Below are 19,394 nucleotides of genomic sequence, written 5' to 3' on the forward strand. Positions count from 1 at the left end.
GTCACGCTCCTGACGCGGATGGGCTGAGGGGTTCAAGGGGGGCCGTCACGTGCGCGCGAGCCGCTCCAGACGCTCGTGGAGCTGGTCGACATAGCCCTCGGACTCCGGCTTCATCAGCACACTCCGCAGGACGCGGGCCCCGTCGGCGTCCCGGACGAGCTTCGGATGGAGGGCCGTCAGCCGATCGGCGCCGACGCGGAGCGTGCTCACGAAGACGGGGTCGCCGTCCGTCATCCCCTCCTGGAGGACGCGGTTGCTGGCCGCGTCGATCTGGGACAACGTGGCGGCCTCGGTCACCGGGAAGTAGCTGACGATGTCCAGCTCCGGGGCCTGGTACAGCTCCAGGTGCTCCGAACCCTCGATCAGTTCGGCCCAGCGCAGCGCCGCCCGCCGGCCCGCCGCGAGCGACTGCCCCAGCCCCTCCCGCGTGGGCGGTATCAGCTGGAAGGTGAGCCACAGCGCGGCGGCCGCCGCACCCGCGCGGGAACACTCCAGGCTGATCTCGCCGAGGTGCAGTTCCTCGGAGGTGAAGTACGTGTACGGCGAGTCGTGCAGATAGAACCGGCCCACCGAGGGGTCGCGGAACAGGACGGCGCCGCAGCCGTACGGCTGGAGGCCGTGCTTGTGCGGGTCCACGACGATGGAATCCGCCTCGGCGATGGCCCGCCACGGCTCCTCGGGCAGGCCCTCCGGGCCCGGCGCCCCGGCCAGCAGGGTGAAGAAGCCGCCGTAGGCGGCGTCGACGTGGATGCGCACGCCGTAGCGCTCGCGCAGCGCCGCCGCCTCGTGGATCGGCTCGACGGCGCCGAGCCCGGTGGTGCCGGCGGTGAGCACGACGGTGCCGACGCGCCCGGTCCGCAGGACCCGCTCCAGCGCGTCGAGATCGATCCGGCCCAGGTCGTCCACCGGGACCGGATGGCCCTCCACTCCGAGGACACCGCACATCCGGCCGTGGGTGTAGTGGGCCTCGGTGCTGTAGGCGACGCCCTTGTCGGGGTGCAGTTCGCGTGCCACGAAGAGCGCCTCGAGGTTGGCGATGGTGCCGCTGGTGGTCAGGTGGCCGAGGTGGGTGTCGTAGCCGAACATCGTGGCGAGCTGCTGGACGGCCTCCCGCTCCATCTCGGCGGTGGCCGGGCCGCCGTCCAGAGCGTGGTTGTTGGGATTGATCAGCATCGCCGTGAGGTAGCCCACGACGGCCGCCGGATGCGGTGGCTTGAGCATCTGGCCCGCGTAACGGGGATGGAAGAAGGGGTAGTTGTCCTTGAGCCGCTCGGTGAAGACCTCGAACGCGGCGGCGAACCGGTCGTCGTCGACCGCCAGCGCCGGATGGGCCTGGTAGGGGCCGAAGCTCTTCACCCAGTCGGCGTTCGACGCCACGGCGGTGGCGAGCCAGGCATTCAGATCCATGTGGTCCACTCCTTGGTCGGGCGGTCGGGCGGTCGGGCCGGAGATTCTGTTCAGGGCAGCTGGTGCGGTCAGGGCAGCTGGTGTGCTCAGGGCCGCTTGGGCGGGCGGATGCCGCGGAACTCCCAGTCTCCCCCGAGGGCGGTGGACAGGACCTCCTCCGACGCGGTGGGCTGCGCTCCGACATCGCCGCGGATCGGGGTCGGGCCGGTGACGATGTGGTTGGTGAGCCGCCCCAGGCCCTCCACCTCCACATCGACCACGTCGCCGGGCTGTACGGGGCGGGAGTTGGCGGGTGTCCCGGAGAGCAGGACGTCACCGGGGTGGAGGGTGATGGTGCGGGCGATGTCGGCGACGAGGTAGTGCATGTCCCACTCCATCTCGTCGGTGGACCCGTCCTGTGCCAGGCGGCCGTTGACGTAGGTGCGCAGATACTTGCCGCGGAAGTCCCAGTCGGTGACCAGTCCCGGCCCCAGCGGGCACAGGGTGTCGGACCCCTTCACCCGGAGCATCGAACCGGCGTCGGTGTCCCGGAAGTCGTGCAGCCCGTAGTCGTTGGCGATGGTGTAACCGGCGATGTGCTCCGCCGCCTGGTGGGGCGCGATGTTCCGCGTGGTCTTCCCGATGACGATGGCCACCTCGCCCTCGTAGTTGAGCCACTTGCAGCCCTCGGGGCGGACGACGGCGCCCCGGTGGGAGGTGAGGGCCGAGGTCGGCTTGTGGAAGTAGGTGGGGGCGGCGGGGAGCCGGACCCGGAACTCGGCGACGCGGCTGCGGTGGTTGAGGTGGACCGCGATCACCTTGGAGGGGACCACGGGAGGCAGGTGGTGTGCCTCGTGGATCGCGACGCGGCGGCCGTCGCCGGTGAGGAGTTCATCGCCCTCGCGGACGGTCTCCACGACCGCGCCGTCGAGGAGGACGCGGCGGTACTCGGGCATGTCGGCTCTCCTCAGGCGGGGCTGGACGGGGTGGTGGCGGACGTGGCCGGGCCGGTGCCGGTCCAGCCGTCCGCCGGGCGGTCGAACCAGAGGTGGGCCTGGCCGGTGCCGACGGAGTTCTCGTACGCGCCGTACTGGCGGGCCGGGGCCACGCACCCCCGCTCGCCGAGGGCGCCGGCCATCATCAGATAGTGGAAGAACCTCGCCTCGGGCTGGTACGTCCAGAACTCGTCCATGGTGTCGAGTACCTTGCCGTGGCGGCCCTCCTTGAGCCAGGCGATGCGCTCCTCGTCGGCCGCCCTCGCCTGGGGGGTGAAGACATGGCGCGGGTCGCTGGCCTCGTGGTCCCGGATCTCGCGCAGTGGCCAGAAGGTGTGCGAGAGGGCGCCGGAGGCGATCAGGAGCACACGGCGGCCGGGGGTGGCGGCGATGCCGTCGGCCAGCGCCCGGCCCAGCCGGAAGTGGTCCTCCATGTCGCCGGTCTGGCACACCCCGATCGTCATCCACCGCTTGCCGGGCAGCCCCTCGCCCAGGAACTTCCAGAGGTTGACGGTGGCGTAGTGGATCGGCAGGAAGGGGTCGTCGATCGGGGTGATGAAGGTGCCGTGTGCCTCGGCGAACCGGGCGACGGCGTGGGCGAGTTCGGGATCGCCCGGGAAGTCGTACGGCATCCGGCACATGCCCCGTGGCAGCTCGTCGGAGGTGAACAGCCCCGCGCGCCGCGAGTGGGCCGTCACGACGAACTCGACCGTGGTGGCCCAGTGGGAGTCCAGGACCACCACGGTGTCGTAGTCATCGCGTCCGAAGACGTCCTCGCGGAGCTGCCGGAGGCCGGTGACCAGGGTGATCTCCTTGCCCTCGTTGAGCTCGCGCCGGGTTTCCCCGGGGAGCACGATGGTGGGGACGTGGGCGAGCAGACCCGCCCCGACGATCTCACCCATGGTCGCTGAATCCCTCTCTGGCGGTCACGCGGTTCTTCAGATCGCAGTAGAAGTCGAAGCTCCAGGTGCCGCCCTCGCGGCCCACGCCGGAGAGCCGGGAGCCGCCGAAGGGCGCCCGCAGATCGCGTACGAAGAAGCAGTTGACCCAGACCGTGCCCGCCACCAGCCGGGCGGTGACGCGTTCGGCGCGCCGGTGGTCGCCGGTGGCCACGGTGGCGGCCAGTCCGTAGCGGGTGTCGTTGGCGAGGTGGATCGCCTCCGCCTCGTCCGCGAAGGTCTGGAGCGTCAGCACCGGGCCGAAGACCTCCTCCTGCGCGATCTCCGAGTCCTGGGCGACATCGGTGAGGAGGGTGGGCCGGTAGTACAGACCGCCGAGCCGGGTGTGGGAGCCGCCGCCGAAGACCACGCGGGCCCCGGCCGCGATCGCTCGCCGTACGAAACCGTCGATCCGCTCGAGCTGGCGGGGGTGGATGGTGGGCCCGATGTCGGTGGCCTCCTCGCGTGGATCGCCCTGCGTCAGCCGGGCGGCCTTGCGCAGGAGGCGGTCGGTGAACTCGTCCGCGACCGACTCCTCGACGAGGAGGCGGGTGGCGGCCAGACACACCTGCCCGGCGTTGTCGAACTGCTCCACGGCGAGGTCGGCGGCCAGTTCCAGATCCGCGTCCGCGAAGACCAACAGCGGTGACTTGCCGCCGAGTTCGAGGCTCAGCGGGGTGAGGTTCCGGGCGGCCGAGGCGGCGATGCGCCGGGCGGTCGGGACCGAGCCGGTGAAACTGATCCGGCGGACGTCCGGATGGGAGGTGAGGTCGTCGCCGATCTCGGAGCCATGGCCCTGGACCACGTTGAGGACACCGGGCGGCAGCCCCGCCTCGGCGGCGATGTCCGCGAGCAGTGAGGCGGTCAGCGGGGACCACTCCGCGGGCTTGAGCACCACCGTGTTCCCGGCGGCCAGGGCCGGGGCGACCTTCCAGGTGGCCAGCATCAGCGGGGCGTTCCACGGCGTGATCAGCACACAGGGGCCCGCCGGGTCCCAGCTGATGTGATGGGTGTGGCCGGGGCCGGTGGGGCCGCCGGTGTGCGTCGTGAAGTCCTCGTGGCCCAGGGTGAGCCGCCAGTCCGCGAAGAAGCGGAAGTTGCGGGCGGCACGCGGTATGACACCCCGGCGGTGCGAGCGCAGCAGCGCGCCGTTGTCCGTGGTCTCGACGATCGCCAGCTCCTCCAGACGCTCCTCCACGCCGTCGGCGATGGCGTGGAGGACGCGGGCGCGCTCGGCCGGGGGAGTGGCGGCCCAGCCGGGGAAGGCGGCCTGGGCGGCGGCCACGGCGGCCTCGGCCTCGTCGGAGCCGCCGCGGGCGATCCGGGCGAGGGTGCTGCCGTCGATGGGTGAGAGGTCGGGGAAGGTGTCGGCGGACGCCACGCGCCGGCCGTCGATCCAGTGCCGGGTGTCGACGGCGACACCGGCGATCAGAGCCTCGCTCACAGCTGTGTCCGGCCGTTGGGGCATGTCCCGGTCCTCCATTTTGTTTGACCCCAAACAAGCTAGACGTGCCACGGGGCCGGGTCAAGGTCGCCCCGGTGGCCGGGGCCTGGGGAGCCGCTCCGGGGACGTGCCCGGGGCGCGGTCACTGGCGGGAGCGGCGGCCCGAACGTCGCGGGGCGAGATCCCTTCCGTCGAGCAGCTGCCGTCGGCGCTCCTCGCCGTGCTCCTCCAACTGCGCCACGATCGCGCGCAGTCCGTTGGCCAGCCGCAGGCACTCCTCGGCGCTCAGCGGCGTGGCGACGAACGCCTCTTCGGCGTTGAACGCGGGGAAGAGGCGCTCCATGAGCTCCTCGCCCTCGGGGGTGAGCGAGAGCAGCACGCGCCGCCCGTCCTCGGGGTGGGACGCGCGGGCCACCAGGTGACGCGACTCCAGGGTGCGCGCGATCCCGGTCAGCGTCCCCTTGGAGATGCCCGCCTCTTCCGCGACCGACCAGGTCTCGGCCTCGCCCCAGATCCACAGCACCCACAGCACCACGAAGCCGGTCCAGGTCAGATCGTGCGGGCGCAGCGCGGAGTTCTCGAGATGCTGGCGGACGGCCGCGGCGGCGCGGTGGATGTTCGCGATGGCGGCCATCTGTTCACGCTGCAACTCGAAACCGCCGAGTCGTTCCTGGACGGCCTGTTCGGTCTCGGCGATGGATCGGCGGCGCCCGGGCACGGTGGATCCTCCTCGGCTTCGGGCGGCCTGGGCCGCCGGGTGATTCGTTCGCGCTCAAATGTAGCCCCAGCGCGCCGGATGCCGGGTGACGGCAACCCTTGTGGACGGCCCGGCCGCCTCGTATCGTGTGGCCTCCCTCGTTTGGCATCAAATAATTCCGGCGCCCTCGGGGGCCGGAACAGAGCACGGGGCCGGAACGGAGCACACCGTCCGGCCCGCTTCCAGGGAGTGACCATTGAGCGCCGAGACAGCCGACCGGGTCCACCGGAGGACCGAGGCGCTCGCGGCCGAGGGCATCGACGTCGTACGGGTCGCCTATCCCGACATGATGGGCTCCGACCGGAGCAGGGACATCCTGCTGCACCATCTGCCGCATGCGGTCGGCCACGGGCTCGCCTTCAGCCGGGCCGTGTACCACACCGCGGCCCTGGGCGATCACTCCTCCATCCCCGGCGGCCTCGAAGCCGGTATGCCGGACTTCCTCGTCCGCCCCGACCTGACCACGCTCGTCGCCGTGCCGTGGGAACCGGGCGTGGCCTGGTGCATCGGCGACGTCCGGGACCCGGACAGCGGGCTGCCCGTGCCCGAATCGCCCCGTGACCTGCTGCGTCAGATCATCGGCCGGCTGCTCGACGCGGATCTGACCGCGGTCGTGGGGCCGGAGCTGGAGTACGTCCTGCTCGACCCGGACCCGGACTCGCCCGTCGGCTGGCGGCGCTACGCCCCCGCCCCGGGCCATGTCTATACGACCGGCCGCAAGGGCGACCCGGACGGACACCTCCTGCGCACCCTCCGGGCGTTGCACGCGCTCGGGCTCGACGTCAGCGGCGGCAACCGGGAGTTCGACAGCGGTCAGTTCGAGATCAACCTCAGCCACTCCGAGGCGCTGGACGCCGCGGACCGGGCCTTTCGCTTCAAGGCGGCGGTCAGGGAACTCGCCCATGGGGAGGGCAGGTTGGCCACGTTCATGGCCAAGCCGTTCAACGACGGAGGCGGCTCGGGATTCCATGTCCACCTGTCCCTCGTGGACGCGGACGGCCGCAACGTCTTCGACGCGCCCCGGGAGCCGTACGGGCTGTCCGCCTCGGCGCGCCACGCCCTGGCGGGCGTGCTCGCCCACGCCCCCGCGCTCTCCGCGCTGCTCAACCCCACCGTCAACTCGTACAAGCGCTTCGGCCCGGACACCACGGCCCCCTGGCTGGTCAACTGGGGCCTGGACAACCGCAACGCCCTGGTGCGCGTCCCGCCCGAGCGCGGCGGCGCCGCCCGACTTGAGGCACGCCTCGGCGACGCCACCGCCAATCCCTACCTCGCCATCGCCGGTCTGCTCGCCGCGGCCCAGCTGGGCATCGCCGCCGCCGAGGAGCCCCCGACGCCGATGACCGGCGAGGGCCGCGACAGGGGCACCGCCACCCTGCTGCCGACCGACCTCGGCCGGGCCCTCGACGCCCTGGAAGGCGACGACGAGCTCACCGATGTGCTCGGCAAGCCCTTCGTCGACGCCTTCCTCACCTTCAAGCGCGATGAGCTCGCCAGGTTCCAGCGGTACGTCACCGACTGGGAGTTCCGCGAGTACGCGCGGCTCATCTGAGGCCGGCCCTCCCCAAGGCGCCGGAGGTCTCAGGCGAGATGCCGGGCGAAGAACCTCAGCGTGCTGTCCAGCTCGAAGGCCGGGATCTCCGCGTGTGCGCCGGGGCTGGCGTGCAGCGTCTTCTCGGCCGAGGCCAGGGCGTCGAACAGCGCCAGGCTCTGGTCGCGTGGCACCCGCTCATCGTCCCACTGCACCAGGAACTCCACCGGGACGGTGATCCGGGCGGCTTCCTCGGCCGAGGCCGAGGCCCCGCCCAGGCCCAGCACCGCCGCGCGGACCCGGGGTTCGGCGGCGACGAACGGAACGCCGAGGCCGCAGCCCAGCGAGATCCCCCAGTAGCCCACCGGGCCGTTGCCGACGTGGTCGAGTTGGCGCACCGCGTCCAGGACCGCCCGCCATTCCGGGACGGTTTGGCGGGCCACGAGCGCCTGGAACTCGGCGATGAGTGGGGCCAGTTCCGCTCCGGCCTCCACACGTGCCTGGTTCTCGGTGGCGATCCGGCCGTACTCCTCGTGCGGTGGCCGGTCGCCGTGTCCGGGCACATCGACCGCCACCGCCGCGAAACCGCACTCGGCCACGAAGCGGTGTGCACGGGCCAGGATGTCCGGGGCCTTCTTGTGCTGACCACCGCCGTGCCCCAGCAGAATCAGGGGACGGGCACTGGTGGCGCCCTCCGGCGTCCAGAGCACGCCGGGAATCTCACCGAGGGTGAAGAGCTGTTCGCGGACACCGTCGGACGACGTTTCAGAGATGAAGCGCATTGCGTCGCAAGCCTTTCGGGATGCCTTCCACGGGCACTCCCTAGGCCATGCGGGAGAAGGAGGCCCGATCTGTCACAGTGTTGATCGGTCTCACCTCCTCGGTTCGCGGCAGCGCACGGCGGCCCTGAAAATACCACGAAGGCCAGTAGCGCCACGGCGCCCCGCGCCCCGCCGTCAGCGGTCCCGGGCGGGGTGCTGGTTCCGCTGGTTCGGGGCGGACGGGTGGTTCGGGGCGGACAGGGCCGGGATCTCGGGGTGGTCGCGCAGGGCCGCCACGACCGCGTTCACCGCGGCGCGCTGCGTCGTGCCGCGCCGCACCGCGATGGTGATGTTGCGGTGCACCGGTGTGCTGAGCTCGCGGGTGGCGACGGCGTGTTCCGAGGTGATGGCGAGGGCGGGCAGCAGGGTGATCGACCGGCCCGACTCGACATGGCGCAGCAGCATCAGATAGTTGCTGAACCGGCAGGCCACCCGGGGTTCGAACCCCGACTCCCGGCACAGCCGTACGGTCAGATCCGCCATGTACGACTGCGGTCGGTCACACGCCCAGGTCTCCTCCGCGCACGCCGCGAGGTTCACCGTCGTACGGCTGGTGAGCGGGTGGTCGCGCGGCAGCACCAGCACGATCGGGTCGGTTCCCAGTGGGATGATCTCGAGGTCCGCGCCCCACGAGAGGCCGACGTAGTCGGTGGTGGTGACGATGACGTCCGCCTCGCCCGAGCGGAGGGCCGGTCCGCCCTCGTGCGGCTCCAGCTCGAGCAGTTCCAGGTGCAGCCGTGGGTGGGTGGTGGCCAGGCGGGTCGCCGCCGGGACCGCGAGGGTGTAGATCGCGCTCTGGAACGCCCCGAGCCGTACGGTGCCGATGGGCTCGTCGTTCAGGGCGTGCAGCTCGGCCTCGGCCTCCGCCATCTGGTCCAGGATCTCCCGGCCCCGGCGGGCCAGCAGCAGCCCGGCCGGGGTCAGCCGCACCTTCCGCCCGGTCCGCTCGATCAGCCGGCACCGGGTCTCGGTCTCCAGGACCGCCAGTTGCTGGGACACCGTCGACGCGCTCAGATGCAGCGTCTCGGCGACCGCGCGCACGGTGCCCAGGGTTTCCAGCAGGCTGAGCAGCCGTAGCCGACCCGAGTTGAGCATGGATGCGATTCTACGGGGGCACTGTCCGGTTCTGGCGAACAGAACGGTCGGATCTGTGCGATGGACGCGCGCAGTGGCGCATCCCTAACGTCGTTCGTATGGATCCCGAGACAGCCGGTGGCGCCGTGGAGCGCCACCTCATCCGCTATTCCGGCCGAGCCGCGTTCACCCCCGAGGTGATCACCCGCGCCGCGGGCACCTCGGTGTACACCGAGAGCGGCCGCGAGCTGCTCGACTTCACCTCCGGCCAGATGAGCGCGATCCTCGGCCACTCCCATCCGGAGATCGTCGCCACGGTGCGCGAGCAGGTCGCCCACCTCGATCATCTGCACAGCGGAATGCTCAGCCGTCCGGTCATCGACCTCACCCGGCGGCTGGCCGAGACCCTGCCCGACCCCCTCGAGAAGGCGTTGCTCCTGACCACCGGGGCGGAGGCGAACGAGGCCGCGGTGCGGATGGCGAAACTCGTCACCGGCCGCCATGAGATCGTCTCGTTCGCCCGGTCCTGGCACGGCATGACCCAGGCCGCCGCGAACGCCACCTACAGCGCCGGGCGCAAGGGCTACGGACCCGCCGCGCCGGGCAACTTCGCGCTGCCCGTACCGGACCGCTTCCACCCCGACATCGTCGACGCCGAGGGTGTGCTCGACTGGCGCCGCCAGCTCGACCTGGGCTTCGACCTCATCGACGCCCAGTCGGTCGGCAGCCTCGCCGCCTGCCTGGTCGAGCCGATCCTCAGCTCCGGCGGCGTCATCGAGCTCCCGCCGGGCTATCTCGCCGCCCTGGCCCAGAAGTGCCGGGAGCGGGACATGCTGCTGATCCTCGACGAGGCCCAGACCGGGCTGTGCCGCACCGGCGACTGGTACGCCTTCGAACACGAGGGCGTCGTCCCGGACATCCTCACACTCTCCAAGACGCTCGGCGCGGGGCTGCCGCTGGCCGCCGTGCTGACCAGCCCGGAGATCGAGCAGCAGGCGTACGACCGCGGGTTCCTGTTCTTCACCACCCATGCCAGCGACCCGCTGCCGGCCGCCGTCGGCAACACCGTCCTCGACGTTCTGGTCCGCGACCACCTCGACAAGCGTGCGCGGGAACTCGGCACGGCACTGCGCGGGCAGCTCGATGAGCTCGCCGCCCGCCACGATGTCGTCGGGGACGTCCGCGGCCGCGGGCTGCTGCTGGGGATGGAGCTGGTCGGTGACCAGGTGCCGGCCGCCGGTGGCGCCGACCGGCTCGGCGCGGCCGTCACCCGGCGCTGCTTCGAGCTCGGCCTGCACATGAACATCGTCCAGCTGCCCGGCATGGGCGGCACCTTCCGGATCGCGCCCCCGCTGACCGCGAGCGACGAGGAGATCGCCCGTGGCGTCGCCATCCTTGACCAGGCGCTCACCGACGCCGTCCGCGGCCTCTGACGCCATGCCATGAGCCCACCCGGCGCCGTCTCATGAGTCCGCATGACACCTGTCACGCGGACTCATGACACACCGCACTCCTCCCGGCCCCGCCGCCCCGACGTGGCCGTCCTGGACATGCGGATACCCGGGCGGGACGGGGTGTCGGTGGCGGCGCGGCTGCGCGAGGAGCTGCCGGAGTGCGCCTCGACGATCGTCACCAGCCATGCCGGGGGCACCGATGGCGGAGATCGCGTCCCGCGCCGCGCTGTCGCCCGGGACGGTGCGCAACTACCTGTCCGCCGCCGCGGCCACACTCGGCGCGGAGAACCGCCATGTGGCGGCGCGGACCGCCCGCGAGCGCGGGTGGCTGTAGGGGGGTCTGCCGATAGCCGTCAGCGCGGGCGCCGGCGTCGGCGGCGGCCGACGAGGAGGGCGCCACCGCCCAGGAGCAGCGCCGCCACGCCCGCGGTCACCCACGCGGCGGCCGTGTCGGCGGGCCGGGACTCCGCCCGCGCGCGGGAGTCGGAGGGGTTGGCCGCGGGCGACGGCCGGGCCGAACCTTTGGCCGTGGCGGCCTTGATGATGAGGTCGGTGACCGCCTGGGGGTGGGCGATCATGGCCACGTGGGAGGAGTTGATCTCCACGGTGTGCGAGTGGGCGCGCTTGGCCTCGAAGCGCTCCTGCCGGGGGTTGATGGTCTTGTCCTGCCGGGCGACGAGGAACCACGACGGGATCTGCCGCCACGCCGCCACCTTGGCCTTCTCCGAGAACGCGGCCGTACTGGCGGGCCGTTGGGTCGCCGCCAGCAACTTCGCCGTACTGGCGGGCAGATCGGCGGCGAAGACCCGGTGGAGCTTGTCCCGCTTGAGGTACAGATCGGTGCCCCGCACCCCGCCACCGGCCCGGTACGGGACCGCCTTGATGGCGGTGGCGAGCTCGCTGGGGTACCGGGCGGCCAGCGCCTGCCCGCTCTCCCCCTTGTCGAGCATCTGGGCGGACACGTACACCAGCGACGTCACCCGGGAGTTCCCCGCCGCGGCCACGCTGATGACCGCGCCGCCGTAGGAGTGGCCCACCAGCACGATCGGGCCCTTGACGCTGTCCAGGACGGAGGCGATGTAGGCGGAGTCGGTGGTGAGGCCGCGCAGCGGGTTGGCGGGGGCGATGACGGGGTAACCGCGGCGCTCCAGCCGCTCGATGACACCGTTCCAGCTGGAGCCGTCCGCGAACGCGCCGTGGATCAGGACCACCGTGGGTTTACGGCCCGCCGCATCGTCCTCCGCGTCCTCCGCGGTGGCCGGGGCCGCCACCGCCGCGCACACCGCCATGGCGCATCCGGCCGCCGCGACGCGTGCCCGGATCCGTTCGCGTGCCCCGATCCGTCCGCGTGCCCGGATCCGTCCGTGTCCGGGGCCGAGAGCCGGAGACGCCGCCATGGTGTCCTCGTTTCCCTTGGGAGCTGTCGCTGGAGCTGTCGCTGGAGCTGTCGCTGGAGCTGTCGCTGGAGCTGTCGCTGGAGTTGTCGCTCCTCAACGTTGGCCGGACCCGCGGCGCGTGGCCGCGCGGCGGGGTCCGACCGGGTGAAGTAGGTGATCCACCAGGGTTGTGCCGCGCTGACAACGATTCCCACGACCTGCCCGCGTCGTCCTTGTACTGCCTTTGCCTCGAGTTCGCCGAGCATTGGCCTGAGCTTGTTTGCCTACAGGAATGGACCACATCACCTTCTTGGTGGCGGTCGTCATCGTCACGGCGCTCGCCTTCGACTTCACCAACGGATTCCATGACACGGCCAACGCGATGGCGACCTCCATCGCCACCGGCGCGCTCACCCCCAGAACCGCGGTTCTGGTGAGCGGGATCCTCAACATCGTCGGTGCCTTCCTGTCCACCGAGGTCGCGAAGACCATCTCCGGTGGCATCGTCGACGACTCCCTGGTCACCCCAGGCATGATCTTCGCGGGGCTGGTCGGAGCGATCCTCTGGAATCTGCTGACCTGGCTGGTCGGGCTGCCGTCGAGCTCGTCGCACGCCCTGTTCGGCGGGCTGATCGGCGCCGTGTGGGTCGGTGCGGGCTCTCATGGCGTGCACTTTGACAAGGTTGTCGAGAAGGTGCTGATACCGGCGGTGGCCTCGCCGGTCGTGGCCGGTGTCGCCGCGCTGCTGGCCACCTACCTCGCGTACCGGCTCACCGACCGGGCCCGTAAGAAGTCCGTGACCAAGGGCTTCCGGGCCGGTCAGATCGCCTCGGCCTCGCTCGTCTCGCTCGCACACGGCACCAACGACGCCCAGAAGACCATGGGCGTCATCACGCTGACCCTGATCTCGACGGGCGCGCTCGGCCACGACGCCGGTCCGCCGCTGTGGGTGATCGCCTCCGCGGGCCTCGCCATCGGCCTCGGCACCTACCTGGGCGGCTGGCGGATCATCCGCACCATGGGCAAGGGCCTGACCGAGATCCAGTCCCCGCAGGGCTTCGCCGCCGAGACCGCCTCCACGACCGTCATCCTCACCTCCGCCCACCTCGGCTTCGCCCTGTCCACCACCCAGGTGGCCTCCGGCAGCATCCTCGGCGCGGGTCTCGGCCGGCGGCTGGCGGAGGTGCGCTGGGGCGTCGCCGGCCGCATGGTCATCGCCTGGATGGTCACCCTGCCCGCCGCCGCGCTGGTCGGCGGTGTCTCCGCGAGCGTGGTCACGAACGGCGGAAACATCGGTGCGGCGGTCGTCGCGCTGATCGGCGCGGCCCTCGCCGGGGGCATCGTGTTCCTCTCCCGCCGTAACCCCGTGGATGCGAAGAACGTCAACGACGCCCACGAGGTCACCATCCGCAACGAACCGCCGGCCAAGGTCGGCACGGCCGCATAAATCCCAGATTTCCGGAGAGTTGAAACGATGCATCTCGACTGGACCGCACTCGGCCAGGTCACCGCGGTGAGCATCGGCGTCACCATTGCCGTGGTCACCGTCTTCGCCCTCGGCGTCCTGGGCGTCGCCCGCGTGGAGGCGGCCCGTGAGGAGAACGGCACCGGCTCGACCCTGGGCCTCACCCAGGCCGGACTGTGCTTCGTGGCGTGCGCGGCGGTGGTGGCCTACGGGATCTACCTGATCGTGCCGCAGTTCCACTGAGAACGGAAGGGAAGGACCGCATGACAACGCCGCCCTTGCTGTCCGAGCTGGCCGACCTGACGGTCGACTACAGCGACCACGACGACCCCGTGCTCATCCGGCCGGACGGAAGCCCGGTCGACACCTGGCGGGAGAACTATCCCTACGCGCAGCGCATGGAGCGCAAGGAGTACGAGTGGCACAAGCGGCTCCAGCAGATAGAACTGCTGAAGCTCCAGAGCTGGATCAAGGAGACCGGACGCCGGCTCGTCATCGTCTTCGAGGGTAGGGACGCGGCCGGCAAGGGCGGCACCATCAAGCGCTTCACCGAGCACCTCAACCCGCGTGGCGCGCGGGTCGTGGCGCTGGAGAAGCCGACCGAGCGCGAACGCGGCCAGTGGTACTTCCAGCGGTATGTGGAGCACCTGCCGACCGCGGGGGAGATCGTGCTCTTCGACCGGTCCTGGTACAACCGGGCCGGTGTCGAGCGGGTCATGGGCTTCTGCTCCAGGGACGAGTACCGGCGCTTCATGCGCCAGGCGCCGCTCTTCGAGCGGATGCTCGTGGACGACGGCGTGGACCTGGTGAAGTTCTGGTTCTCGGTGTCCCAGAGCGAACAGCGCACCCGCTTCACGATCCGCCAGGTGGACCCCGTACGGCAGTGGAAGCTCAGCCCGATGGACCTCGCCTCGCTGGCCCGCTGGGACGACTACACCGCCGCGAAGGTCGCGATGTTCCATGACACGGACACGGAGTACGCGCCCTGGACGGTGGTCAAGAGCAACGACAAGAAGCGGGCGCGGGTGGAGGCCATGCGCAGTGTGCTCGCCCGTTTCGACTACTCCAACAAGGACGAGGAGGTCGTCGGCACCCCCGACCCGCGCATCGTGGGCGCGGCGGCGGGCCTGCTGGAGGAGGGCGAGGACGACACCAACGACGCTGCCGACGGCACCACGCGCGAAACCGACGACGCCGACAGGCGCTGACGAGCACACCGAGGACGAGCACACCGAGGACGAGCACACGGACGCCGGACGCCAGGACGGGGCCCGCACACCCGGGCTCGGCCCTGGCGTCCGGCGGCGCGTCGGACCGCCCCGGGTTGTCCGGTCAAGCCGCCCGTTGTCTCCCGCATCGTTCAGACAGCCGTAACCGACGGCGCGGGGTGTGCACACCTGTTCTCCGCAGGGTGGGCGTCATCCCCGGTGCCCTCACTCCCCGAGAGGCCCGATTCGCCCCACCGCTCGAAGGACGACGCATGCCTCGCCACCTCCGCATCCCCCTCGCCGCCGCGCTGCTGCCGCTCGTGCTCACGGCCTGCGGGGCCAGCGCCTCCGACAACGGCTCCACCTCGGAGGGACGGGACCCCGACACCCTGGTGGTCGCGGCGATCCCGTCGGAGAACTCCACCTCGCTCGCCCAGCAGTACGCCCCGATCGTCAAGCTGCTGGAGGCCGAGACCGGCAAGAAGGTCCAGATGCAGAAGGCGACCAGCTACGCCGCCGTCATCGAGGCGCAGCGGGCGCACAAGGCGGACGTCGCGCTGTACGGTCCGCTCTCCTACGTCGTCGCCAAGGACAGCGGAGCGGGGGTGAAGCTGGCCGGTGCGCTGGTCGCCGCCAAGGGCGGGACACCGGGCTACCAGTCGTACGGCATCACCCGCAGCGGCAACAAGGACATCAAGAGCCTCGCCGACTTCAAGGGCCGCAAGGTGTGCTTCGTGGACCCGACCTCGACGTCCGGCTATCTCTATCCGCAGTCCGGTCTGCTGAAGGCGGGCGTGAAGGCCGGCGACTACACCAAGGTCATGGCGGGCGGCCACGACGCCTCGGCGCTGTCGGTCGCCTCCGGTGACTGCGACGCGGGCTTCGCGTTCGACACCATGGTGGACAGCGACCTGATCAAGCAGGGCAAGCTCAAGAAGGGCCAGCTGAAGACCGTCTGGAAGTCCACCGAGATCCCCGGCTCGCCCGCCGCGGTCTCCACCGACCTCACCGCGAGCCTCCAGAAGAAGATCGTCGACGCGTTCGAGACCAAGGCCAACGCCGACTACATGGAGTCCAAGGGCTACTGCTCCGGCGACGGCTGCAAGATCGACGACAACTGGGGCTTCGTCGCGGTGAAGGACTCCGCCTACGACAGCGTCCGCGCGGTCTGCGACGCCACCAAGGACGCGCAGTGCAAGGGCGGCTCGTGATGGCCACGGCCCCGACCGCCGTCAACGCCACCGCCACCGCCACCGGCTCCCCGGCCATCGCCTCCCCGGCCACCGGCTCCCCGGCCACCGCCGGGGAGCCGGTGATCCGGCTGGACGGTCTGACGAAGCGGTTCGGCAGCGGCGCCGACTCCCTGCTCGCCCTGGACGAGGTGTCGTTCGAGGTGCGGCCCGGCGAGGTCGTGGCCCTGCTGGGGCTGTCCGGCTCCGGCAAGTCGACGCTGCTCTCGCTGCTCGACGGGCTCCAGGCGCCGACCTCCGGCGACGGCACCGTCCTCGGCACCGCGCTGGCCCGGGCCGACCGGTCCGAGCTGCGCGCGCTGCGCCGCCGGATCGGCTTTGTCTTCCAGCAGTTCCATCTGGTGGGCCGGCTCAGCGTCCTGGAGAACGTGTGCACCGGCGCCCTCGGGTCGCTGCGCGGGCCCCGGCTGGGGCTGCTCAGCTATCCGCGGGCGGTGCGGGAACGCGCGCTGGACGGGCTGGAGCAGGTGGGCCTGGCCGCGCACGCCTTCCAGCGGGCGGACACCCTGTCCGGCGGCCAGCAGCAGCGCGTCGCGGTGGCCCGCGCCCTGATGCAGGAACCCGGCCTGCTGCTGGCCGACGAGCCGGTGGCCTCCCTCGACCCCGAGTCCTCGGCCCAGGTCATGCGGCTGCTGGCGCGCGTGGCCCGGGAGCGGGAGCTGACCGTGCTGTGCAGCCTGCACCAGGTCGATCTGGCCCTGTCCTGGGCGCATCGGATCGTCGGCCTGCGGTCGGGCCGGGTGGTGATGGACGTCGCCACCGAGGGCATCGACCGCGCGACGGTGATGCGGCTGTACGAGGAGGTGGCCGCCGGGAGCGCCGAGGGCATGGCCGCGGCCGTCGCGGCGGGCTCGACCGTCGCCCGCCACCCCGTCTCCGCGTCCGTCCCCGTCCCCGCGCTCGCGAAGGGGGACTGAGTGTCGGTAGTCGAACAGCATCCCCCGGCCGCGCCCCCAGCGGACCCGGCCCGGGGCCCGGCGCCGCGGGTCCGCACCGGCGGTCCCTGGCCCGGCCCACCGCGGCCGGGCTCGGCGCGGCCATGGCACTGCTGCTGTGCGTGGGCGGCGGCGTCTGGGCGTTCATCGCGCTCCGGCTCAACATCGCCACACTCATGGACAGCGCCGACAACGCGGTGGCCTTCCTCTCCCGGGCGCTCCCGCTGGACTTCCCGCCGATCGGTGAACTGCTCTCGCTGATCTGGCAGACGCTGGCCATCGTGGTCTCCGCCACCGTGCTCTCGGTGGTGCTCAGCGTGCCGCTGGCCCTGCTGGCGGCCCGTAACACCACCCCGGGGACCGCCGCCCGGGCCGCCGCGCGCGGGGTGATCGTGCTCTGCCGCGCGGTCCCCGAGGTGGTCTTCGCCATCGCCGCCTTCCGTGTCTTCGGGCTGGGCGGGATGACCGGTGTGGTCGCGCTCGGTGTCCACTCCGTCGGCATGGTGGGCAAGCTGTACGCCGACGCCGTCGAGCAGACCGACGAGGGCCCGCGCACCGCGCTGCGCGCGACCGGCGCCGGGCGGTTGCAGCAGATCACCGCGGCGGTGCTGCCGCAGGCGCTGCCGTCCCTGGTGGCCACCGCGCTGCACCGCCTCGACATCAACCTGCGCGCCTCGGCCGTGCTCGGCTTCGTCGGTGTCAACGGTCTGGGGTACGCGCTGTCCACGGCGATCACCACCCTCGACTACCAGCGGGCGATGGCGATCGCGCTGGTCCTGCTGCTGCTCTGCTTCGTGGCCGAGTCGATCTCCGGTGCGATCCGACGCACCCTGCTCCAGGACGTCACCGTGGCACGGCGGCCCCGCCGTTCGTGGCCGGTCTTCCCGGGCGCGCGCCGCGACAGCCGGCCGGGCGACACCGCCGCCGCCGGGGACGCCGCTGTGGACACCTCCGCGTCCCCGGCCGACGGTGCCACGTCCACGTCCACGCCCGTACGCCGCCGCAGCCTGCCGCGCTGGAGCGCCCGGCGGATCCGCCGGACCACCTGGCTGGTGCTCACCGTCGCCCTGGTCGTGGCCTCGGCCCTGCGCTCCGGTCTGTCCTGGGGCACCCTGCGGCGCGGCGCCGAGTCGTTCTTCCCGACGCTGGGCGACTTCCTGCCGCCCGGCACCGGGGGGATCGGCGGCCAGCTCTGGGCCGATCTGTGGGTCACCCTCCAGATCGCGCTCGCGGGCACCCTCATCGGGCTGGTCCTGGCGCTGCCGCTGGGCACCCTCGCGGCGCGGAACGTGGTGGGGTCGCCCCGGGTGGCGCGGTTCTTCCGCACGGTCATCCTCCTGGTGCGGGCCGTCCCGGAGCTCGTCCTGGCGATCGTCTTCGTCGTCGTGACCGGCCTGGGCGCGGTCTCCGGCGCGCTCGCCCTCGGCGTCGGCTCGGTCGGTCTGCTCGGCAAGCTGGTGGCGGACTCCCTGGAGGAGACCGACCCCGGCCCGGCCCGCGCCCTGGTGGCCACCGGTGCCCGCAGGCATCAGGTGTTCTTCGGGGCCGTTCTGCCCCGGGCCCGGCCCGCGGTGGTGGGGCATCTGCTGTACCAGCTCGACGTCAATCTGCGCTCGGCGACCCTGCTCGGCATCGTCGGCGCCGGTGGCGTCGGCTACGACCTGCTGAACGCGGCCCGGGTCCTCCAGTTCCCGGTGGTCACCACCATCGTGCTGATGGTGCTGGGGCTGGTGCTGCTCATCGAGGGGCTGGCCGTCTGGGCGCGCAAGGTGTATGCCTGACCAGGCGCTCCGCCGCATGGCAGGGGCCCCGTCCCTGGACTCGGGGTCTGGGGCGGAGCCCCCCACGCGGCGGAGCCGCAGGTCGTCAGGCGCTGGGAAGGGGCGGGGAGGGGAACAGCCCGCCGCAGGCGGCTCGGCGGAGGACACGACAACTGTTCCCAGCGTTCACCCACTGGCAGCGGAATGGTTCGATTCGCTGACTTGTCGGGACAACTCGCGAGGACCAGAGTGGCCGGGTGTCCAGTCGAAGCCGCTACACAGAGATTGCCGAGGTGCTCGCCGCCGAGATAGCAGACCAACCGACTGACGTCCGCGTCGCCGGCGAGCACGAGATCGCCGCCCGCTTCGGCGTCAGCCGGGCGGCCGCCCGCTCCGCCCTCCAGGAGCTGGAAGGCCGCCATCTGGTCCGCCGGGTCCGGGGCGCGGGCACCTTCGTCAACCGTCCGCTGGACTATGTGCTCTCCCAGAGCCGGGTCCCCTCGATGCACCAGACCATCCGCGAGGCGGGCGGGGTGCCGCGCACCGTGGTGCGCGACGTGACCACCGTCCCGGCCACCGGCGCCATCGCCGAGCGGCTGGAGCGCGAGGAGGGCAGCGCGGTCCACCTGCTGATCCGGCAGTCGTACATCGACGGCCTGCTCAGCGGCTGGTCCCAGGAGTGGATCCCGGTCGACATGCTGCCGGAGCTGGACGCGGCCGTGCACGCCGTGGAGTCGCTGGACTCCATCCTGCGGCAGATGTGCGGGGTGACCCCGGTGCGCTCCTGGTGCCGGGTGAGTAGTGTGCTGCCGGACCGGCGGGTGGCGGAGGGGCTGGAGACGGCCCACAACCGGCCGGTGTGGCTGGTGGAGAGCCTGAGCCGGGACGCGGTCTCCGGCCGTGCGGTGATGTGCAGCTCCAGCTGGTCCCGCCCGGGCAGCATCCGGATCATCGTCGAACTGGACGGCCCGGCCGCCACCCCCTGACCGCCCGCCCCGTC

The 19,394-nt window shown here is 71.8% G+C and carries 17 protein-coding genes and 1 pseudogene; 10 read left to right on the forward strand and 8 right to left on the reverse strand.

Annotated features, from left to right (window positions below):
• Positions 1-45: 45 nt before the first annotated feature.
• The 5 genes from KHP12_RS43070 to KHP12_RS43090 form a co-directional block, all read right to left on the reverse strand.
• Positions 46-1,407, reverse strand: coding sequence for a pyridoxal phosphate-dependent decarboxylase family protein (locus KHP12_RS43070; RefSeq protein ID WP_210609027.1), 1,362 nt, complete (start codon positions 1,405-1,407; stop codon positions 46-48).
• Positions 1,408-1,493: 86 nt separating this feature from the next.
• Entirely contained in the window at positions 1,494-2,342 is an 849-nt protein-coding gene (locus KHP12_RS43075; RefSeq protein ID WP_086882874.1) for a fumarylacetoacetate hydrolase family protein, read from the reverse strand.
• Positions 2,343-2,353: 11 nt separating this feature from the next.
• The gene (locus KHP12_RS43080) at positions 2,354-3,283 is read right to left on the reverse strand and encodes a 3,4-dihydroxyphenylacetate 2,3-dioxygenase (RefSeq protein WP_086882875.1); all 930 of its coding nucleotides are present in this window, start codon (positions 3,281-3,283) and stop codon (positions 2,354-2,356) included.
• Complete coding sequence (locus KHP12_RS43085) at positions 3,276-4,787, reverse strand: aldehyde dehydrogenase (protein ID WP_211834504.1); 1,512 nt, start codon at positions 4,785-4,787, stop codon at positions 3,276-3,278. The genes KHP12_RS43080 and KHP12_RS43085 overlap by 8 nt, the downstream gene beginning before the upstream one ends.
• 118 nt (positions 4,788-4,905) lie before the next feature.
• Positions 4,906-5,481 (reverse strand): MarR family winged helix-turn-helix transcriptional regulator, encoded by a 576-nt coding sequence (locus KHP12_RS43090; RefSeq protein WP_037965120.1) that lies wholly within the window; start codon positions 5,479-5,481, stop codon positions 4,906-4,908.
• Positions 5,482-5,716: 235 nt separating this feature from the next.
• Between KHP12_RS43090 and KHP12_RS43095 the strand changes: the two genes are divergently transcribed.
• Complete coding sequence (locus tag KHP12_RS43095; RefSeq protein WP_086882877.1) at positions 5,717-7,072, forward strand: glutamine synthetase family protein; 1,356 nt, start codon at positions 5,717-5,719, stop codon at positions 7,070-7,072.
• 29 nt (positions 7,073-7,101) lie between these two features.
• Here the strand turns inward: KHP12_RS43095 and KHP12_RS43100 are convergent, their stop codons facing one another.
• Both KHP12_RS43100 and KHP12_RS43105 read right to left on the reverse strand, forming a co-directional pair.
• Complete coding sequence (locus KHP12_RS43100) at positions 7,102-7,833, reverse strand: dienelactone hydrolase family protein (protein ID WP_211834505.1); 732 nt, start codon at positions 7,831-7,833, stop codon at positions 7,102-7,104.
• A 174-nt stretch (positions 7,834-8,007) separates the two neighbouring features.
• Positions 8,008-8,967 (reverse strand): LysR family transcriptional regulator, encoded by a 960-nt coding sequence (locus KHP12_RS43105; RefSeq protein WP_086882879.1) that lies wholly within the window; start codon positions 8,965-8,967, stop codon positions 8,008-8,010.
• Between the two features lie 98 nt (positions 8,968-9,065).
• Between KHP12_RS43105 and KHP12_RS43110 the strand changes: the two genes are divergently transcribed.
• Both KHP12_RS43110 and KHP12_RS43115 read left to right on the forward strand, forming a co-directional pair.
• Positions 9,066-10,379: an aspartate aminotransferase family protein gene (locus KHP12_RS43110; RefSeq protein WP_086882880.1), complete on the forward strand. Its 1,314-nt coding sequence runs from the start codon at positions 9,066-9,068 to the stop codon at positions 10,377-10,379.
• An 81-nt stretch (positions 10,380-10,460) separates the two neighbouring features.
• Positions 10,461-10,734, forward strand: a pseudogene (locus tag KHP12_RS43115) (response regulator transcription factor); the annotation flags it as partial.
• A 19-nt stretch (positions 10,735-10,753) separates the two neighbouring features.
• On the opposite strand, the gene KHP12_RS43120 reads toward KHP12_RS43115, so the two are convergent.
• Positions 10,754-11,797, reverse strand: coding sequence for an alpha/beta fold hydrolase (locus tag KHP12_RS43120; protein WP_244202946.1), 1,044 nt, complete (start codon positions 11,795-11,797; stop codon positions 10,754-10,756).
• 271 nt (positions 11,798-12,068) lie between these two features.
• On the opposite strand from KHP12_RS43120, the gene KHP12_RS43125 reads away from it, so the two are divergent.
• The 7 genes from KHP12_RS43125 to KHP12_RS43155 all read left to right on the forward strand — a co-directional run bounded on the left by KHP12_RS43125 (position 12,069) and on the right by KHP12_RS43155 (position 19,380).
• Entirely contained in the window at positions 12,069-13,223 is a 1,155-nt protein-coding gene (locus tag KHP12_RS43125; RefSeq protein WP_211834506.1) for an inorganic phosphate transporter, read from the forward strand.
• Positions 13,224-13,250: 27 nt separating this feature from the next.
• The gene (locus KHP12_RS43130) at positions 13,251-13,484 is read left to right on the forward strand and encodes a hypothetical protein (protein WP_086882882.1); all 234 of its coding nucleotides are present in this window, start codon (positions 13,251-13,253) and stop codon (positions 13,482-13,484) included.
• Between the two features lie 20 nt (positions 13,485-13,504).
• Positions 13,505-14,449, forward strand: coding sequence for a polyphosphate kinase 2 (gene ppk2, locus KHP12_RS43135; RefSeq protein WP_211834507.1), 945 nt, complete (start codon positions 13,505-13,507; stop codon positions 14,447-14,449).
• Positions 14,450-14,721: 272 nt separating this feature from the next.
• Positions 14,722-15,660: a phosphate/phosphite/phosphonate ABC transporter substrate-binding protein gene (locus tag KHP12_RS43140; RefSeq protein WP_086882884.1), complete on the forward strand. Its 939-nt coding sequence runs from the start codon at positions 14,722-14,724 to the stop codon at positions 15,658-15,660.
• Positions 15,660-16,616: a phosphonate ABC transporter ATP-binding protein gene (phnC, locus tag KHP12_RS43145; RefSeq protein ID WP_246643278.1), complete on the forward strand. Its 957-nt coding sequence runs from the start codon at positions 15,660-15,662 to the stop codon at positions 16,614-16,616. Before KHP12_RS43140 ends, phnC begins: the two co-directional genes overlap by 1 nt.
• A gap of 122 nt (positions 16,617-16,738) precedes the next feature.
• Positions 16,739-18,415 carry a phosphonate ABC transporter, permease protein PhnE gene (gene phnE, locus KHP12_RS43150; protein WP_245010392.1) on the forward strand — a complete coding sequence of 559 codons (1,677 nt, stop codon included), beginning with the start codon at positions 16,739-16,741 and terminating at the stop codon, positions 18,413-18,415.
• A 236-nt stretch (positions 18,416-18,651) separates the two neighbouring features.
• On the forward strand, positions 18,652-19,380 hold the full coding sequence (locus tag KHP12_RS43155) for a GntR family transcriptional regulator (protein WP_210609026.1): 729 nt from the start codon (positions 18,652-18,654) through the stop codon (positions 19,378-19,380).
• Positions 19,381-19,394: the final 14 nt, after the last annotated feature.

This window comes from Streptomyces asiaticus (genome assembly GCF_018138715.1).
In the GTDB taxonomy this organism is placed as follows: domain Bacteria; phylum Actinomycetota; class Actinomycetes; order Streptomycetales; family Streptomycetaceae; genus Streptomyces; species Streptomyces asiaticus.

What these genes read in the sequence shown, in the direction of transcription:
- KHP12_RS43070 (WP_210609027.1), bottom strand. Translation starts at nt 1,407, where the DNA reads ATGGATCTGAATGCCTGGCTCGCCACCGCCGTGGCGTCGAACGCCGAC.
- KHP12_RS43075 (WP_086882874.1), bottom strand. Translation starts at nt 2,342, where the DNA reads ATGCCCGAGTACCGCCGCGTCCTCCTCGACGGCGCGGTCGTGGAGACC.
- KHP12_RS43080 (WP_086882875.1), bottom strand. Translation starts at nt 3,283, where the DNA reads ATGGGTGAGATCGTCGGGGCGGGTCTGCTCGCCCACGTCCCCACCATC.
- KHP12_RS43085 (WP_211834504.1), bottom strand. Translation starts at nt 4,787, where the DNA reads ATGCCCCAACGGCCGGACACAGCTGTGAGCGAGGCTCTGATCGCCGGT.
- KHP12_RS43100 (WP_211834505.1), bottom strand. Translation starts at nt 7,833, where the DNA reads ATGCGCTTCATCTCTGAAACGTCGTCCGACGGTGTCCGCGAACAGCTC.
- KHP12_RS43105 (WP_086882879.1), bottom strand. Translation starts at nt 8,967, where the DNA reads ATGCTCAACTCGGGTCGGCTACGGCTGCTCAGCCTGCTGGAAACCCTG.
- KHP12_RS43110 (WP_086882880.1), top strand. Translation starts at nt 9,066, where the DNA reads ATGGATCCCGAGACAGCCGGTGGCGCCGTGGAGCGCCACCTCATCCGC.
- KHP12_RS43120 (WP_244202946.1), bottom strand. Translation starts at nt 11,797, where the DNA reads ATGGCGGCGTCTCCGGCTCTCGGCCCCGGACACGGACGGATCCGGGCA.
- KHP12_RS43125 (WP_211834506.1), top strand. Translation starts at nt 12,069, where the DNA reads ATGGACCACATCACCTTCTTGGTGGCGGTCGTCATCGTCACGGCGCTC.
- KHP12_RS43130 (WP_086882882.1), top strand. Translation starts at nt 13,251, where the DNA reads ATGCATCTCGACTGGACCGCACTCGGCCAGGTCACCGCGGTGAGCATC.
- ppk2 (WP_211834507.1), top strand. Translation starts at nt 13,505, where the DNA reads ATGACAACGCCGCCCTTGCTGTCCGAGCTGGCCGACCTGACGGTCGAC.
- KHP12_RS43140 (WP_086882884.1), top strand. Translation starts at nt 14,722, where the DNA reads ATGCCTCGCCACCTCCGCATCCCCCTCGCCGCCGCGCTGCTGCCGCTC.
- phnC (WP_246643278.1), top strand. Translation starts at nt 15,660, where the DNA reads ATGGCCACGGCCCCGACCGCCGTCAACGCCACCGCCACCGCCACCGGC.
- phnE (WP_245010392.1), top strand. Translation starts at nt 16,739, where the DNA reads ATGGCACTGCTGCTGTGCGTGGGCGGCGGCGTCTGGGCGTTCATCGCG.